This window comes from Terrimonas rubra, from assembly GCF_042686025.1.
Lineage (GTDB): Bacteria > Bacteroidota > Bacteroidia > Chitinophagales > Chitinophagaceae > Terrimonas > Terrimonas rubra.
Window position 1 is genome coordinate 1111782 of record NZ_JBHUOZ010000001.1, and the last position, 17257, is coordinate 1129038.

Annotated in this window: 14 protein-coding genes; all 14 read left to right on the forward strand. The window is 43.6% G+C overall.

The window, feature by feature from the left end:
- Positions 1 to 70: 70 nt before the first annotated feature.
- Positions 71 to 3313: a TAT-variant-translocated molybdopterin oxidoreductase gene (locus ACFS6H_RS04810; protein WP_386095798.1), complete on the forward strand. Its 3243-nt coding sequence runs from the start codon at positions 71 to 73 to the stop codon at positions 3311 to 3313.
- Between the two features lie 281 nt (positions 3314 to 3594).
- Positions 3595 to 5043 (forward strand): NrfD/PsrC family molybdoenzyme membrane anchor subunit, encoded by a 1449-nt coding sequence (nrfD, locus tag ACFS6H_RS04815; RefSeq protein WP_386095800.1) that lies wholly within the window; start codon positions 3595 to 3597, stop codon positions 5041 to 5043.
- Positions 5044 to 5119: 76 nt separating this feature from the next.
- Positions 5120 to 5707: a DUF3341 domain-containing protein gene (locus tag ACFS6H_RS04820; protein ID WP_386095802.1), complete on the forward strand. Its 588-nt coding sequence runs from the start codon at positions 5120 to 5122 to the stop codon at positions 5705 to 5707.
- A gap of 53 nt (positions 5708 to 5760) precedes the next feature.
- A complete protein-coding gene (locus ACFS6H_RS04825) occupies positions 5761 to 6396 on the forward strand; it encodes a c-type cytochrome (protein WP_386095804.1) in 636 nt (211 codons plus the stop codon).
- A 48-nt stretch (positions 6397 to 6444) separates the two neighbouring features.
- Entirely contained in the window at positions 6445 to 7692 is a 1248-nt protein-coding gene (locus tag ACFS6H_RS04830; RefSeq protein WP_386095806.1) for a quinol:cytochrome C oxidoreductase, read from the forward strand.
- Positions 7693 to 7865: 173 nt separating this feature from the next.
- Positions 7866 to 8951: a cytochrome c oxidase subunit II gene (locus tag ACFS6H_RS04835; RefSeq protein WP_386095808.1), complete on the forward strand. Its 1086-nt coding sequence runs from the start codon at positions 7866 to 7868 to the stop codon at positions 8949 to 8951.
- A 42-nt stretch (positions 8952 to 8993) separates the two neighbouring features.
- Complete coding sequence (locus ACFS6H_RS04840; protein WP_386095810.1) at positions 8994 to 10805, forward strand: cytochrome c oxidase subunit I; 1812 nt, start codon at positions 8994 to 8996, stop codon at positions 10803 to 10805.
- A gap of 106 nt (positions 10806 to 10911) precedes the next feature.
- A complete protein-coding gene (gene cyoE, locus ACFS6H_RS04845; protein ID WP_386095812.1) occupies positions 10912 to 11796 on the forward strand; it encodes a heme o synthase in 885 nt (294 codons plus the stop codon).
- 57 nt (positions 11797 to 11853) lie between these two features.
- Positions 11854 to 12450: a cytochrome c oxidase subunit 3 gene (locus ACFS6H_RS04850; protein WP_386095814.1), complete on the forward strand. Its 597-nt coding sequence runs from the start codon at positions 11854 to 11856 to the stop codon at positions 12448 to 12450.
- Between the two features lie 128 nt (positions 12451 to 12578).
- Positions 12579 to 13451: a cytochrome c oxidase subunit 3 gene (locus tag ACFS6H_RS04855; protein WP_386095816.1), complete on the forward strand. Its 873-nt coding sequence runs from the start codon at positions 12579 to 12581 to the stop codon at positions 13449 to 13451.
- Between the two features lie 27 nt (positions 13452 to 13478).
- Positions 13479 to 13961 carry a cytochrome C oxidase subunit IV family protein gene (locus tag ACFS6H_RS04860; protein ID WP_386095818.1) on the forward strand — a complete coding sequence of 161 codons (483 nt, stop codon included), beginning with the start codon at positions 13479 to 13481 and terminating at the stop codon, positions 13959 to 13961.
- 97 nt (positions 13962 to 14058) lie between these two features.
- On the forward strand, positions 14059 to 14892 hold the full coding sequence (locus ACFS6H_RS04865) for an SCO family protein (protein ID WP_386095820.1): 834 nt from the start codon (positions 14059 to 14061) through the stop codon (positions 14890 to 14892).
- Complete coding sequence (locus ACFS6H_RS04870; protein ID WP_386095822.1) at positions 14864 to 15418, forward strand: DUF420 domain-containing protein; 555 nt, start codon at positions 14864 to 14866, stop codon at positions 15416 to 15418. The genes ACFS6H_RS04865 and ACFS6H_RS04870 overlap by 29 nt, the downstream gene beginning before the upstream one ends.
- Positions 15419 to 15826: 408 nt before the next feature.
- On the forward strand, positions 15827 to 17137 hold the full coding sequence (murA, locus tag ACFS6H_RS04875) for a UDP-N-acetylglucosamine 1-carboxyvinyltransferase (protein WP_386095824.1): 1311 nt from the start codon (positions 15827 to 15829) through the stop codon (positions 17135 to 17137).
- The last annotated feature ends 120 nt before the right edge of the window (positions 17138 to 17257 follow it).

Sequence of the window (17257 nt, forward strand, 5' to 3'; positions counted from 1 at the left end):
ACCCAACGGGTGTTGCTACGTGAAAAGAGGTGAAATTTTCAAATTGATTAATTTTTCAAATTAAGAATAAATGAGCCAAAACAAATACTGGCAAAGTTTTGCAGAGGTTAACGATCCGGAAAACTTTAAAACACGAAACGCTGATGAGTTCCGTGAAGAGCTTCCGTTTGAAGATGAGGGCAAAGGTATTTTAGATGCCAAAGCGCCCCGTCGTGACTTTTTAAAATACCTGGGTTTTAGTACTGCCGCCGCTACATTGGCAGCCAGTTGTAAGATCCCGGTACGTAAAGCAGTGCCTTTTGCCAGCAAGCCTGAAAATATTGTTCCCGGCGAAGCAAAGTACTACGCTACCACCTATATCCAGGATGGTGATGTGGTGCCTGTATTGGCTCGTGTACGTGACGGCCGCCCTATTTTAATTGAAGGCAATGACCTGTCTTTTGTAAAAGGCTGCACAACGGCACGTATCCAGGCTTCTATCCTGGACCTGTATGATAAAAACAGGATCACCCACCCTAAACAAAGAGCGGGTAACGAACTGAAAGAGATCCCCACTTTTGAAGCGTTAGACCAGGAAGTAATAGCGGCTATTAAAGCTGCAGGCGGTTCGGTAGTATTATTAACCAGCACGGTTAACTCTCCTTCTGCCTTACAGGCCATTGCTGATTTTAAAGCAGCCTACCCCAATTTTAAACATGTACAGTACGATGCCGTATCTTATACCGGTATGTTACTGGCCAATGAAGCAAGCTTCGGACGCAGAGCCATCCCGGCTTACCGTTTTGAGAATGCAAAAAAAGTGGTAGTAAGCATCGGCGCTGACTTTTTAGGTACCTGGTTAAGCCCTGTTGAATACCAGCATGGTTATGCCCTGAACAGGAAGATCAACGAGGCCAAGCCTGAAATGAGCAAACACTACCAGTTTGAAAGCTTCCTGAGCATGACCGGCGCTAATGCTGACGAAAGGTTTAACCACCGCCCGTCTGAAACCGGTGCAGTTGTATTAGCCCTGGCAGCGGCTGTAGGTGTGGAAGGTATTAGTGCTCCCGCACTGAAGAGTGAAAAATTAAAAGCAGGTGTTGCTAAAGTAGCAAAAGACCTGTTGGCGAATAAAGGACAAAGTTTAGTAGTTGCCGGCAGCAACGATGTAAATGTACAATTGATCGTAAATGCCATCAACAACGCGATCGGTGCTTATGGTACTACCATTGACTGGTCGGCCCCGGTAAATTACCGCCAGGGTATTGATAAAGACTTTGCCGATTTACTGAATGAATTACAAAGCGGAAGCGTAGGTACTTTATTAGTACAGGGCGTTAACCCATATTATACCTGGCATGACAGGGAGAAAGTAAAAGCTGCTTTTGAAAAAGCCAAAGTACGTATCTCCTTTAACGAGAAACTGGATGAGACTTCGGTATTGTGCAATTATTTAGTACCTACCCATCACTACCTGGAAAGCTGGGGCGATGGTGAAGCTACTGCCGGCAGCATCGGTTTTGTACAGCCTACTATTTACCCGCTGTTTAAAACCCGCCAATGGACAGAAAGCCTGTTACGCTGGGCTGGTAAAACAGAATTATTTGAAGAGTATTTCCGCAATTTCTGGATCAATAAATTAGGCGGCTTAGATACTTACAACACCGCCTTACAAAACGGTGTATGGACCAGCGGCGCTACGGCTGCCAGTGCAGGGTCGTACAGCGGTGGCAGTGTTGGTACTGCGGTAAGCGCTATCAGCGCCAAACCTATCTCTGCTAAAAAAGAGGTAGTAGTTTACCAGAGCAATGCAATGGGCTCGGGTTCGCACCCTGCCAACCCATGGTTACAGGAGTTACCTGACCCGATCACGAAGATCACCTGGGACAACTATGCCATGATATCGGTTTCTACTGCCGATGAATTAAAGATCAACTATAAGAGCAACGATTACGAATATTACCCGCAAAAGCCTGTTATTAAGGTAAAAGTGGCCGGTAAAGAAGTGGAGTTGCCCAGTATAGTAGTACCGGGTATGGATGCCAATACCATTGCGGTTGCATTAGGTTATGGCCGTACAGAAACCCTGGGAAGCACTTACGTGGATAACGCGAATAAGACCAAGAAAGTAGGTGTGGACGTTTATCACCTGACCTCTTTTAACGGTACCAGCGTTGACCTGTACGCTGCTGATGCGGATGTAGAGAATACCGGCAGCAAATTTAAACTGGCCCAGACACAGATACACAACACCTACGAAGACCGTGTGGATGTAGTGCGTGAAACATCTTTAGCCAGCTTTATCAACGATAAAACAGAGATCAAAGATTACCAGCAGCATTTATACGATACGTACAGCGGTAAGGAAGGTGCCACCCGTGAGGATTATGCCAAAGAAGGCTCTCCTTATGGCAAACATGACCAGCCCGGTATTAAATGGGGTATGAGCATTGACATGAACGCCTGCTTTGGTTGCGGCGCCTGTGTAATTGCCTGTCATGCCGAGAACAACGTACCGGTTGTAGGTAAAAGCGAGGTACTGCGTTACCACGATATGCACTGGTTACGTATTGACCGTTATTATGTTTCTGACGAGAAAGATCCGAACGAATTAAAAGGGGTGGTTTTCCAGCCTATGATGTGTCAGCATTGCGATAACGCTCCATGTGAGAACGTATGTCCGGTGGCTGCAACCAACCATAGCGCCGAAGGCCTGAACCAAATGACTTATAACCGTTGTATCGGTACACGTTATTGCGCTAACAACTGTCCTTACAAAGTGCGTCGCTTTAACTGGTCTGACTACACTGGTGCCGACAGCTTTGCCAATAACCAGGACCAGACCGTGGTAGGTAAATTAGACCCAGCTGTGTTCCACATGAACGACGATTTAACCCGCATGGTGTTAAACCCTGATGTTACCGTACGTTCAAGAGGTGTGATCGAAAAATGTTCTTTCTGTGTACAACGTTTACAGGCAGCTAAATTAGATGCTAAAAAAGAAGGTACACCATTGAAAGACAAACACCTGAAACTGGCTTGTACCAGCGCCTGTGCGGCCGATGCCATGGTATTTGGTAATGTACACGACCCCGAAAGTGCTATCAGCATTGAGCGTAAGAACAACCCGCTGCGTACTTTCTATGTATTAGAGCAAATTCACGTAATGCCTAATGTTAGCTACCTGGCTAAGATCAGGAATACGGATGAAATTATACCCCGCAAAGGACATGGCCCGGCCAAAGGCGGCGAGGGACATGGTGATGGTCATGGTAACGAACACGGAAAAGAAACGTTACCAGCTACACAACCTGCAGCGGCAGAACATCATTAATAGTTGCAGCAGTAATGCTGCCACTATTAGTGGTAAATAAATAGTTCTTTGTTTTTGTTGATTGTTTTTATAAAAGCGTGGCTATAGTTGCCCCTGGATGATAGAGGGAACTTACAGGATGCCGATAAGAATTACCGGACGGTGCAGTGAGTGACACAACAGGCGGTGATAGTAGTAATGCAGCCCGTATAAAAATGAAGAACAACAAAAAATAAAAAAAGTTTAAACCAGTGCTGGTTTGCTTATAGAAATTTGATTATTAGATTTTTTTATAAATAATTATGTCTTTACTCAGATACGAATCGCAGGTAAGACCACCGATTGTGGATGGCAATAAGGATTATCATCAGGTGACAGAGGATATTTGTCGCCCGGTGGAAACAAAGCCGTCAAAACTTTGGTGGATAGGATTTATTATTTCTTTGGGCTTATTGGGTTTTGGTGTGGTATCCATTTACATGGACGTAGTGTATGGTACCGGCCAGTGGAACCTGAATAAGACCATTGGATGGGGTTGGGATATTACCAACTTCGTATGGTGGGTAGGTATCGGTCACGCCGGTACACTTATCTCGGCTATCTTATTACTTTTCCGCCAGGGCTGGCGTACCGGTGTAAACCGTGCGGCTGAGGCGATGACCATATTTGCGGTAATGTGTGCGGGCCAGTTCCCTATCTGGCACATGGGTCGTGTGTGGAATGCGTTTTTCGTATTGCCTTACCCCAATACCCGCGGTCCTTTATGGGTTAACTTTAACTCACCGTTACTGTGGGACGTATTCGCGATCTCTACGTATTTCACTGTATCGTTATTGTTCTGGTACTCGGGTTTATTACCTGACCTGGCTACCCTGCGTGACCGTGCTAAAGTAAAATGGCGCAAGATGTTTTATGGCCTGGCAGCATTTGGCTGGACAGGTAGTACCAAACACTGGCAGCGTCATGAAGCCTTATCACTGGTACTGGCAGGTTTAAGTACACCACTGGTACTTTCGGTACACACTATCGTATCATTTGACTTTGCTACCTCGGTTGTACCCGGATGGCATACTACCATCTTCCCTCCCTACTTCGTAGCGGGTGCGGTATTCTCTGGTTTCGCAATGGTACAGACACTGTTATTAATTACCCGTAAAGTATTAGGCTTACAGGATTATATTACCATTGAGCACATTGAGGTAATGAACAAGGTAATTGTACTGACCGGCTCCATTGTAGGTATTGCCTACCTGACCGAGCTGTTCATGGCCTGGTACAGTGCGGTGGATTATGAATGGTTTGCTTTTAAAGAAAACCGTTTAAGCCTGAGCAGCCCTTACGGATGGAGCTACTGGTTAATGATGGGTTGTAACGTATTATCGCCACAGGTATTCTGGAGCAAAAAATTACGCCGCAACTTATTGCTTACCTTCTTTATGAGTATCCTGGTTAATATTGGTATGTGGTTCGAACGTTTTGTAATTATCGTAACCTCTATTTACCGTGATTACCTGCCAAGCTCCTGGAGTACTTATTATACACCGACCATCTGGGAGATAGGATTTTACATGGGAACCTTTGGTTTATTCTTTACCTGTTACTTCCTGTTCTCTAAATACTTCCCGGTAATTGCCATTGCAGAGATCAAACATATCCTGAAGAAAAATGGTGATAACTATAAGGAAGAGATGGTTAAGGTGGAAGAGAAACCGTTGGAGAAATTTGCACATGATGAGTTACATCATCACTAAGCAAAAAGCTGTTTGATAACAAATTATTGAAGAATTGGTGAAGGCCTGAACGGCCGGCACTTCATAAATAAAAATTATGGGCGTTAAAAAATTTATAGTAGGCACTTTTTACGACGAGCAGGTTTTATTTCCCGCCGTTAAAAAAGTACGTAAAGCCGGGTATAAGCTGCACGATGTGTACACTCCTTTTCCCATCCACGGACTGGATAAGGAAATGGGCTTAAAAGATACCAGCTTACACGTTGCCGGTTTTATTTACGGTATTACCGGTACTACTACTGCAGTTAGCTTTATTACCTGGGCTTTAACGGTAGACTGGCAGATCAATTTTGGTGGTAAACCATTTTTTTCTTTACCGGCTTGGATACCTATTACGTTTGAGTTAACGGTATTATTTGCCGCGGTGGGCATGGTACTTACTTTTTGCTGGTTATGTCAGCTGGCTCCTTTTGTAAAGAAGGATCACTTTAACCCGCGCAGCACCGATGATACATTTGTAATGGCCATTGAGTGCACCAGCAAAACCAATGAAGAGGAAGCGGTGGCATTCCTGAAAAGCATCGGTTCATCAGAAGTAACGGTAGAGAACAGGGAAACCGGCTGGTGGATCGGTCGTTATGACCAGGATACAACCAGGTTTGGTAAAAAAGTGGAAGCAGTTTAATTACTGCCATTCAGAAACAAGAACTGATTTTTTTGAAGAATATATATAAGAGAATGAAAAAACTATTCGTCATAACTTTTTGCACTGTTGCGGTAGCGGTAACCGTTGTAAGTTGTGGTAGCAGCGACAAACCAGGTCGTGCTTATATGCCCGACATGTCGTACAGTGTTGCTTACGAAACTTATGCACCCAGCGATGAGAGATTAAAAGCATCGGGCGCTTCCTATAATCACCGCCCTGTTAACGGCGCTATTGCCCGTGGCGATGCATTCCCTTACCTGTTAAAACACGATTCTGCCGGTTATGCACAGTCGGCTTTTGTAAAAAACCCGCTGAACATTGACAGTATCGATTTAAAGGAAGCAGAGCGTTTATACCTGGTGAACTGTGGTATTTGCCATGGCGCTAAGTTAGATGGTAATGGTCCTTTATTCAATGGTGGCGAAGGCCCTTATACGGCTAAACCTGCTACCCTGGTGAACGATGCAAAATATGAGGCCATGACAGAGGGCACCATGTTCCATTCCATTACCTATGGTAAAGGACAAATGGGTAGCTATGCTTCACAACTGAACACCAAACAACGCTGGGAAGTTGTAGCGTATATTAAATCGAAGCAGGCTAAAAAGGCAGCGGCACCTGCTGCAGGAGCAACAGCGGCTGCAGATACTACCGCTGCAAAACCATAAGAACAGAGACGATCGAAATTTATTTGAAGAAATTATAAAAGAACAGTGATGTCATCATTTAAGGAACAATTTACGCCCACAAAAAGATTCAATACCATTGCTCTTGCGCTAATGGTTGTGGGACTTATTGCTATCGTTGCTTTATACTTTTCAACCCATGGCAGTGGTATTGCCGAGGCTGATAAGCCAAAGCAGGATGCCAGGTTTTGGGCAAGCTTACTGCAAAACAGCGTTTACTTTTTATTGGTAGTAAATGCCAGCATGTTCTTTATCTGTGCCACTACACTGGCATGGGGCGGATGGCAGATCTCTTTCCGCAGGGTTACTGAAGCTATCTCTGCCTGTGTGCCTATTATTGGTGTATTGGCTGCTATTATCTTATTAGCAATTGCTTTTGGCGATAACCATACTATTTATCACTGGACCGATACTCATCATGTGCATGACGATCCTGTTTTAAATCATAAAAAAGGATTTTTAAATAAAGGCTTTTTTGCTACAGTTACTATTTTAACAGTGGTGCTGTGGTCAGTATTGGGTTACAAACTGAGAGCCATGTCCCGTCAGCTGGATAACAACCCTTTACCTTCTGTTGAAGCGGGTAAAAAATACATGTGGAAAAACACGGTTTGGGCTGCGATCTACATCATCGTATTCTCTTTAACCATCATGTCATCAATTCCCTGGTTATGGTTAATGAGTATAGATGCACACTGGTACAGTACCATGTACAGCTGGTACACTTTCGCCAGTACATTTGTTGCCGGTATGGCCCTGATCGCTTTGTTTGTTATTTACCTGAAAAACAAAGGTTATTTAGAACTGACGAATACAGAGCACTTACATGACCTGGGTAAATTCATGTTCGCCTTCTCTATCTTCTGGACTTATTTATGGTATTCCCAGTTCATGCTGATCTGGTATGCGAATATTCCTGAGGAAACCATTTACTTCAAGCCCCGTGCTACAGGATTGTACAGTGGTATCTTCTGGTTCATGTTCATCATCAACTTTATTGCACCGCTGTTAATATTAATGAGTCGCGATTCTAAACGTAACTATACCATTATTGCGGTAGTAGCGGTGCTTATCATATTTGGTCACTGGTTGGATTTTTACCAGATGGTATTCCCGGCCATATCGCCGGACAAGGTACCTATGATCTTATATGATTTTGGTGTTGCCCTTGGTTTTGTTGGTATCATCATGTTTGTTACCGGCAGGGTATTAAGCAAACACGCTTTAATACCGAAGAACCACCCGTTCATCAAAGAAAGTGTTATTCACCATACTTAACCGTTGGTGGTAATACTTATGTAGATCTTTTTGAAGTCGGCTGCAGTAATGCTATGCCCCCGGCCCCGGAGGGGAGGCTGGTTGCGACGCTCCGTTCAGGGTTCCGTTCGCTAATGGGCAGGCAGGCAGCATAACAATAACTGATTTTTTCTTTTTGGAATTTTAATACTATTATGACGACAACGTTTTTTATCATTGCAATTTTAGTGCTTGGCTTCCTGATAACGTTTCAGATAGCCAAGGCGAGTGAATATGTTGCAGTAATCCGAGGTGAAGAGAAGTCTCGTAAGCAAACCAACAAGATCAATGCATTTTTGCTATTGGTATTCCTTATCGTGGGCATGTTTGGTGTGTACTATTGCAATGTGAAACTGGAAGGGAAAATACTGAAATTCGGCAGCGCCGCTTCTGACCATGGTCTGTTGGTAGACCAGATGATGAAGTACACCCTGATCGCTACCGGTGCTGTATTTTTCCTGACACAGATCTTGTTGTTTTGGTATTGTTTTAAATACCAGGAAAAAGAAAACAGGAAAGCTTACTTCTTCCCGCACTCTAATAAATTAGAGCTTATCTGGACAGCGGTTCCCGCTATCATACTTACCGTTCTGGTTACTTTTGGTATTGTTTACTGGTACCGTATCACCGGCCCGGCTCCAAAAGAAGCCATGGTGGTGGAAGTAGTAGGCAGCCAGTTTAAATGGGAATACCGTTACCCCGGACCGGATAAAGAATTAGGTCAGAAATACTACAAAAAAATTGACCCCAGTGCCTTAAATCCTTTAGGACAGGTTTGGGAAGACCAACTGGGCCAGGACGATATTTATATTAACGGCCAGGATGAGCCTTTACACCTGGTGGTAAATAAACCGGTTAAATTAGTTATTAACGCAAAAGACGTGATACACGACGTAGGTCTGGCACATTTCCGTATGAAAATGGACGCTGTACCGGGCACACCAACTACCATGTGGTTTACCCCTACCAAAACGACTGCCGAAATGAAAAAAGAAACCGGCAACCCCGATTTTGTGTATGAAATATCCTGCGACCAGATGTGCGGATCGGGTCATACCAACATGAGAGGCACTATTGTTGTGGAAACACAGGAGGCGTTTGACCAGTGGATCGCTTCTAAAAAGCCACAATACAAATTGGCTATGGAAGCTAAACGTGTAGCCGATTCTACAGCTGCGGCCAGCACCGTTCCTGTAGCCCCGATTGCTAAAGACACCGTAATTGCACAGTTGAAACACTAATTTGTATGAGCAAGGCACAGGCAGTGCCACAAAAATATTACTATGAGTCACGCAGCACATATTGAACATTCGGCAGTTGGTTTTGATACGCACCATGACGGCGACCATGGGCATCACCACCACAAGGAAACTTTCCTGACCAAGTATGTATTCAGTCAGGACCATAAAATGATTGCCAAACAGTTTTTAATTACTGGTATCGTTTGGGCATTCATCGGTGGCCTGTTTTCGGTATTATTCCGTTTACAGTTAGGTTTTCCTGATCAGAGTTTCCCTATTTTAGAAACATTCTTCGGTCACTGGGCCGAGGGTGGTAAAATTAAACCCGACTTTTACTATGCACTGGTAACCATGCACGGTACGGTGCTGGTGTTCTTTGTATTAACTGCAGGTCTTAGTGGTACGTTTGCCAACTTACTCATTCCGCTTCAGGTAGGTGCCCGTGATATGGCCTCTCCTTTAATGAATATGTTATCTTACTGGTTCTTCTTTGCTGCCAGTATTGTGATGTTGGCCTCACTCTTTATACAAACAGGTCCGGCATCGGGCGGGTGGACATCCTATCCTCCGTTAAGCGCCCTGGGTCAGGCATCTATCGGTTCTAAAGCCGGTATGGATATGTGGATCATTGGTATGGCCCTGTTCATTGTATCGCAGTTACTGGCCGGTCTGAACTATATTTCTACCATTTTAAATATGCGTACAAAAGGTATGGCCATGACCCGTTTGCCATTAACCGTTTGGGCGTTATTCTTTACCGCGGTATTAGGTGTATTATCCTTCCCTGTATTATTATCGGGTGCGGTACTGCTTATTTTTGACCGTACTTTAGGTACCAGCTTCTACTTAAGCGATATCTTCATTGCGGGTGAGGCTTTACCAAACGAAGGTGGTAGTGCCATTCTTTACCAGCACTTATTCTGGTTCCTGGGTCACCCCGAAGTATATATCATTCTGTTACCGGCCATGGGTATGGTGTCGGAAATATTATCCATCAACTCGCGTAAGCCTATCTTCGGTTATATGGCCATGCTGGGTTCCATGTTCGCCATCTGTATACTGGCCTTCCTGGTTTGGGCGCACCATATGTTTGTAACCGGCTTAAACCCGTTCCTGGGCTCGGTATTCGTACTGTTAACCCTGTTAATTGCGGTGCCGTCGGCCATCAAGGTATTTAACTGGTTAACCACTTTATGGCGAGGCAGCATCAGGTTCACTCCTGCTATGTTATTTGCCATTGGTTTTGTAAGCTTATTCATCTCTGGTGGTTTAACAGGTATTTTCTTAGGAAACTCTACTATCGATATTCACCTGCACGATACCATGTTCGTGGTAGCCCACTTCCACATTGTAATGGGTGTGGCCTCTATGTTCGGTATGTTTGCCGGTATCTATCACTGGTTCCCGAAAATGTACGGGCGTTATATGAATAACACTTTAGCGTATGTACACTTCTGGGTAACTATCGTAGGTGCTTACCTTATTTTCTGGCCAATTCACTACCAGGGTCTGGCAGGTATGCCACGTCGTTATCTTGATAAAAGCCAGTGGGTGAACTTCAGCCAGTTCCACGACCTGGATGCCATGATCACTATTGTAACGATCATTGTATTTGCGGTACAGCTGATGTTTGTGTTTAACTTCTTCTACTCTATTTTCAAGGGTCGTAAAGTAACTACCTTAAACCCATGGAAAGCGACAACCCTGGAATGGACCACACCTATCAACCCCGGACACGGTAACTGGGATGGTGAAATTCCTGAGGTACACCGCTGGGCTTATGATTACAGCAAGGACGGAAGGGACTTTATTCCCCAAACCGAGCCTGTAAGTGATAAAGAAAGCAGCCACTAATTGGGTTGCGGAGATGAATGACAAGGGACGTCATTCAACAGAGAAAGGAAAGGAACATGAGTGATCGGTAAAACGGTCATTTATATAAAACGAAAGTCTTTGGAAGATGAAGAAATTGAAGGACTATTTATTGTTGGTAAAACTTTCGTTAAGCATAATGGTGGTATTCAGCAGTGTGATCAGTTACCTGCTGGTGCCTGGGATTGATTTTGATGTAGTTCGGATACTATTGCTCTTTATAGGTGGGTTATTGGTTACAGGCAGTGCCAACACCATTAACCAGGTGGTAGAAAAGGATACCGACGCTTTAATGAAACGTACAGCGGTAAGACCCATTGCTTCGGGGCGAATGAGCCCGCAGGAGGGTTGGGGATTTGCTATTTTGTGCGGCGCATTAGGTGTTTTTATCCTGGGTTACTGGTTTAACTGGACCGCCGCATTTGTAGCATTGTTCAGCTTGTTTTTATACGCGTTCATTTACACGCCGTTAAAAAAAGTAAACTCTATTGCAGTGCTGGTGGGTGCGGTTCCCGGAGGCCTACCCTGTTTAATTGGCTGGGTTGCTGGCTTTGCCCCGGGTGAGGAAATTCTTTGGACCGGTGGTATTGTGTTATTCCTGGTGCAGTTTTTCTGGCAGTTCCCCCATTTTTGGGCCATTGCCTGGATAGCGCACAATGATTACTCAACGGCAGGCTTTAAGTTATTGCCCAGTGATAAAGGACCAACAAAGTTTACCGCTTTACAAACCATTGTGTACTCTTTGTTGCTGTTGCCGGCTACTGTGGCGCCCTATTTTCTGGATATCTGTGAGTTTGAAACGATAAAGGGAATGATAGGATTGGTGCTGGTTATATTGGCTAATATATTTATGGTGTTCCGTAGTGTTAGCTTATACCAGAAAATGGATATAAAATCGGCAAGAGGCGTAATGTTTGGCAGTTATATTTATTTACCGGTGGTATTGCTGGCGTTGCTGTTAAGTAAAGTATAACAAATTAGCGAATTAGATAATGAGGTAATTTGAAAATGTGAGGTAAAACAAATTGAAATGGTAGGACAGTTGAATATTGATAAAACGAATAACAGGTTGGGTGAAGGCCGTAAAATGCATCCGCACAAGTTTACCTTGTGGGTGGCCATTGCCAGTATGTTAATGATGTTTGCGGGGCTCACCAGTGCGTTTATCATTAAAAGTAACCTGGAAGGCTGGCGTACGATAGATTTTCCAAAGATCTTTTGGGTATCTACGGCAGTGATTGTTACCAGCAGCATTACCATACAGATGGCTTTACGTGCTTTTAAACAAAGAAGCATGCAACGTTATCGCAGCCTGATGGTAGTAACACTTATTTTAGGCATTGCCTTTATTGCGTTGCAAACATTCGGATTTATTGAATTATGGAACGAGCAGCAGGTAAGGTTTAAAGGTTCATCAGGAGCCGGCCAGTTCTTATATGTGATCTTTGGTTTACATGGCCTGCACGTAATGGGCGGCATGGTAGCGCTGATCATTATGGTTTGCCGCTCTTTATGGGGCAAGGTAAAATCGTATAGCAGTGTACCGGTAGAGGTAATGAGCAGTTACTGGCATTTTGTAGATATACTGTGGATATACCTGTTAGTGTTCTTTTTACTGATCGGATAATTGATTATTAGCTAATTTGCTGATGTGCTGATTGGCTAATGAAGGAAAATAAAATTATAGTTTTTAATAACGATTAAGTATTGGCGAAAGCCGGTACTTAAAAAAAGTCCCGGAGAGGGTAGGTTTATATGGCAACAACAGCTACAGCGCATAAGACTAAATGGTGGAGCGGCGGTAAAAGCCCGTTCAACATCGAGTACGGAAAAGTGATGATGTGGTATTTTTTAATGAGTGATGCTTTCACATTCGGGGCATTCCTTATTTCTTATGGTACCATCCGTTTCAGCCAAAACTTTTGGCCCGACCCGAACCATGTATTTAATGCATTCCCGTTTGCAGGTCATGCCAATTTACCTTTGGCGTTTGTGAGTGTAATGACCTTTATCCTCATCATCAGTTCGGTAACCATGGTACTGGCAGTACATGCCGGTCATAAAGGTGATAAAGCGGGTGTAACAAAATGGTTATTATGGACCATCCTGGGTGGCTTAATGTTCCTGAGCTGCCAGGCCTGGGAGTGGTGGCATATGATCACTGCCGAGCATGCTACTTTAGTGAATGGCCAGATTCAGTTATTAGGTCAGACTACCAAGGTAAACCCCTGGGGTGCTGCGGCCGATCCTGCTTTAATTGGTGAAGCGCTTAAAAATACAGATACCGGTATCTTAGCCAAGCTGGCTTACCAGGTAGACCATTCTGTACCCGTATCGCAATTAGCTACACAGTCTAAAGAAAGTTTAATTGCTACAATTTCTCAGCATGAGCTGAAAGTGGGCACGCCTGGCCCGGTTGCATTTGGTGGTTTCTTCTATGGTATCACCGGCTTCCACGGCTTCCACGTATTCTCGGGTGTGGTAATTAATATCGTGATGCTGATCATGACCCAAAAGAATGTGTTTGAAAACAGGGGCCATTACCTGATGATTGAAAAAGCAGGTTTGTACTGGCACTTTGTAGACCTGGTTTGGGTATTCGTGTTCCTGGCTTTCTACCTTATTTAACAACAAAAATCAGAACTTATTAAAGATATGTCTAGTCATTACGATCCAACGAAAGCTATTTCTTCTTCGGCAGCTTATCCCGAAGTGGTGGAGCCACATCATCACGCGGATGATGCTGAATTCAAAAAGCGTGTAAGAAAAACAACCATTTTATTATCTGTTATTACGATAATAGAGCTGGGTATTGGTTTATTGCTGTATGCTATGGGCCACGAGGCTAACCACCTGCTGATATTAATGTTCAAAGGTGCCGTTTGTATCCTCACCTTAGCTAAGGCTTATTATATCGTTTCCATCTTTATGCACCTGGGTGATGAGATCAGGAACTTTATCATGACCATTATTGTGCCTTTATTGCTGTTTATATGGTTTATTGCGGCTTTCTTAATTGATGGTAATTCTTATAAAAACTTAAGAAATACCTACGATCCTCATTTTAAACAAACCACTACACCGGTAAAACATGAGGCAAAAAAAGAACCAACGGCTCCTGAACCGGGCAAGCAATAATTTGTTATAAAAGATACTATTTACTGCCGCCCGGTTATGCTTAAATAGCTGTAACCGGGCGATAGTTTTTTAACAGATACCCCGAAGCAAACTATACGTGAACAAGAAAGCATTATATGCCCTCATTTTAGCCATAGCCTTACCGCTGAGTTGTTATTTAATTGTAAAACAATACAGTGAGGATGCAGTGGCCATGCCGGGCCATTACGTGGTGGATACCGTATTGACCAGGGAAGTGAATGGCAAGCAGCTCACCGATACGGTTTGGCATAAAATACCCAACTTTAGCCTGGTAAACCAACTGGGCGATACGGTTACGCTTGACAGCCTGCACAACAAGATCATCATTGCCGATTTTTTCTTCACGCACTGCCCTACCATTTGCCCGGGTATGACAGCCAATATGCATAAGCTGCAATCTTCTATCACTAATGCCAAACGGGTGGGTGATAAAACCAACAAAAGCATTTTCTTCCTTTCTTTCAGTATTGATCCGGAAAGGGATTCGGTAGCACAGTTAAAAAAATGGGCCGACCGTTTCCAGATCAACCCTGAGCAATGGTGGTTATTAACCGGCGACAAACAGGTTATTTATGACCTTGCCCGTAACCATATGCGCCTGGGTGTGGAAGACGGTGCTATGGTTGACTCCAACTACTTTCATTCCGACCGTTTTGTGTTAATTGACAGCAACCGGTATGTACGTGGTTATTACAGTGGCATACGGGAGAATGACCAGGTAAAACTGGCCCGTGACCTCTTGTTCCTCACCATGGAAAAAGACCGCACTAAAAAAAGTTTTCTGGCAGGCAAACTGCAACTGCTGGCTATTGTATTTTTACTGGCAGCGGCCGGCGTTGGATTATTCTTAATATTCTTTACAAAAAATAAATCAAAACAACATGTTAGCACCCGTGTGGAGAAAGAATGATAAAAAAGCAAACTGGCTGATCCTTACTTTTTCTGTTATTGTTTTTTTATTGGTGACTGCCCTCGGGCGTGTATCGTTAGCTGTTGACCTCGGTTTTAGTCCGCATATTTTTGCAAAGATCAATGCGTATATCAACAGTGCGGTGGCTGTATTCCTTATTCTTGCTTTAATAGCCGTTAAACAAAAAAAATACATCCTGCACCGTAACTCCATGCTTATTGCCATGGTATTATCCATCCTGTTTTTATTAAGTTACATATTACATCACTTGTTAACATCCCCTACAGAATTTCCTAAAGCAGCCGAATTAGCTACAGCCCGGGTCATTTATTACATCTTATTATTTACCCATATTCCCCTGGCTGGTTTAATATTACCGTTTATCTTATATACCGCCTATCGCGGCCTCACCGGCGAATGGGTAAAGCACCGCAAGCTGGCACGCATTACCTGGCCTCTCTGGTTTTATGTGGCAATTACAGGTGTTATTATTTATATAATGATCAGCCCTTACTACCCGGCATAAGCCTGTCAGTTTTTTTATTTATTCAGGTTATCAGCTGCAGTAATACTGTGCATCGTCCCTTGCGTCGCACACTGCATCGTTCTGTTCTTTATTCGGCAATGATGTTTCGTTCTGCTTAATACATACAGTAGTATTGGGCAGACCTGGGAGACTGCTAGGACAGTTCAGCCATTTTTTATCGCGGAAGTACATTTTATCAATCAAAGCTGTTTTAACTAAAGTGTATTATTAATTACTAATTTTTAATTCTTAATTAATTCAAATACGGTTTTCTGCGGCTGCATGTTTAATAAACAGCTTTCTTTAGCTTTGTGGCTGCATAAAAACGAAATGTGCCGGTAATAAGCAAACGGTCATAACTGTCTATCGTTTTTATTTTTTAATTTTTACTTTATAATTATACAACCCGTGAACGCATTTGAAGTTAAAGGTGGCAAAACATTATCCGGAACCATTGTTCCGCAGGGGGCAAAAAACGAGGCATTGCAGATCATCAGTGCTGTATTATTAAGCCCGGAAAAAATAACCATCACCAATATACCCGATATACTGGATGTTAACCTGCTGATTGAGCTGCTGGGTGAAATGAATGTAAAAATAGAGAGGCCGCAGCGGGATACCTGTATATTTCAGGCCGACGATGTAAATGTAGACTACCTGCACAGTGATGCATTCAAGAAAAAGAGTGGCCGCTTAAGAGGTTCCGTTATGCTGGCCGGTCCTATGCTGGCCCGTTTTAAAAAAGCCTTTATTCCCAAGCCCGGGGGTGATAAAATAGGTCGCCGCCGTTTGGATACCCATATCATTGGTTTTGAAAAACTGGGTACAACCTTTAACTATGATGCAGAGGATGGCTTCTTTCATTTAGATGCTTCGCAACTGAAAGGCACCAACCTGTTGCTGGATGAGCCTTCTGTTACCGGTACGGCCAATATAGTGATGGCTGCATCTATGGCTAAAGGCACAACCACTATTTACAATGCAGCTTGCGAACCCTATATACAACAACTTTGTAAAATGCTCAATCGCATGGGTGCAAAGATCAGTGGCATTGGGAGCAACCTGTTAACCATTGAAGGGGTTAATTATTTAGGCGGTACTACACACAGTATGTTACCCGACATGATTGAAGTCGGTTCTTTCATTGGCTTGGCTGCTATGACGCACAGCGATATTACTATCAGGGGTGCCGGCATTGAACACCTGGGTATTATTCCGGAAAAATTTCAGCAACTGGGTATACAAATGAACTTTGTGGGTGATGACATTCATATTCCCGCACAGGATACTTATACCATACAACGTTACCTGGATGGTGGGGTACTCACCATGTACGATCATCCCTGGCCGGGTTTTACGCCTGACTTATTAAGTATTGTTTTAGTAACGGCTATCGGTGCCAAAGGCAGTGTGCTCATTCACCAGAAAATGTTTGAAAGCCGTTTGTTCTTTGTGGACAAACTGATTGATATGGGCGCCCAGGTTATTCTCTGCGATCCCCACCGTGCTGTAGTGATCGGGTTGGGTAACCAGCAAAAACTAAGAGGTATTACTATGAGCAGTCCGGATATACGTGCGGGTGTGGCTTTGTTAATTGCTGCGTTGAGTGCTGAGGGTACGAGTATTATACAGAACATTGAACAGATCGACCGTGGGTACCAATATATTGATCAGCGGCTGATGAACCTGGGAGCAAATATTAAACGGGTAAATGGATAAAAAACTTTGCGTGCCAGGTATCTTGTAACAAGGCATATAAAAACCCGCCTCACTATTTATATAAGAGTAAAGTAAAGAGTTTTTATATAACGGTTTTATCCCTGGTTATAATAATATCAA

Excerpts from the sequence above, each read along its gene's own strand:
- ACFS6H_RS04830 (WP_386095806.1), top strand. The coding sequence starts at position 6,445 with ATGTCATCATTTAAGGAACAATTTACGCCCACAAAAAGATTCAATACC.
- ACFS6H_RS04825 (WP_386095804.1), top strand. The coding sequence starts at position 5,761 with ATGAAAAAACTATTCGTCATAACTTTTTGCACTGTTGCGGTAGCGGTA.
- ACFS6H_RS04820 (WP_386095802.1), top strand. The coding sequence starts at position 5,120 with ATGGGCGTTAAAAAATTTATAGTAGGCACTTTTTACGACGAGCAGGTT.
- ACFS6H_RS04870 (WP_386095822.1), top strand. The coding sequence starts at position 14,864 with ATGTTAGCACCCGTGTGGAGAAAGAATGATAAAAAAGCAAACTGGCTG.
- ACFS6H_RS04840 (WP_386095810.1), top strand. The coding sequence starts at position 8,994 with ATGAGTCACGCAGCACATATTGAACATTCGGCAGTTGGTTTTGATACG.
- cyoE (WP_386095812.1), top strand. The coding sequence starts at position 10,912 with ATGAAGAAATTGAAGGACTATTTATTGTTGGTAAAACTTTCGTTAAGC.
- ACFS6H_RS04855 (WP_386095816.1), top strand. The coding sequence starts at position 12,579 with ATGGCAACAACAGCTACAGCGCATAAGACTAAATGGTGGAGCGGCGGT.
- ACFS6H_RS04835 (WP_386095808.1), top strand. The coding sequence starts at position 7,866 with ATGACGACAACGTTTTTTATCATTGCAATTTTAGTGCTTGGCTTCCTG.
- ACFS6H_RS04810 (WP_386095798.1), top strand. The coding sequence starts at position 71 with ATGAGCCAAAACAAATACTGGCAAAGTTTTGCAGAGGTTAACGATCCG.
- ACFS6H_RS04850 (WP_386095814.1), top strand. The coding sequence starts at position 11,854 with ATGGTAGGACAGTTGAATATTGATAAAACGAATAACAGGTTGGGTGAA.
- ACFS6H_RS04860 (WP_386095818.1), top strand. The coding sequence starts at position 13,479 with ATGTCTAGTCATTACGATCCAACGAAAGCTATTTCTTCTTCGGCAGCT.
- nrfD (WP_386095800.1), top strand. The coding sequence starts at position 3,595 with ATGTCTTTACTCAGATACGAATCGCAGGTAAGACCACCGATTGTGGAT.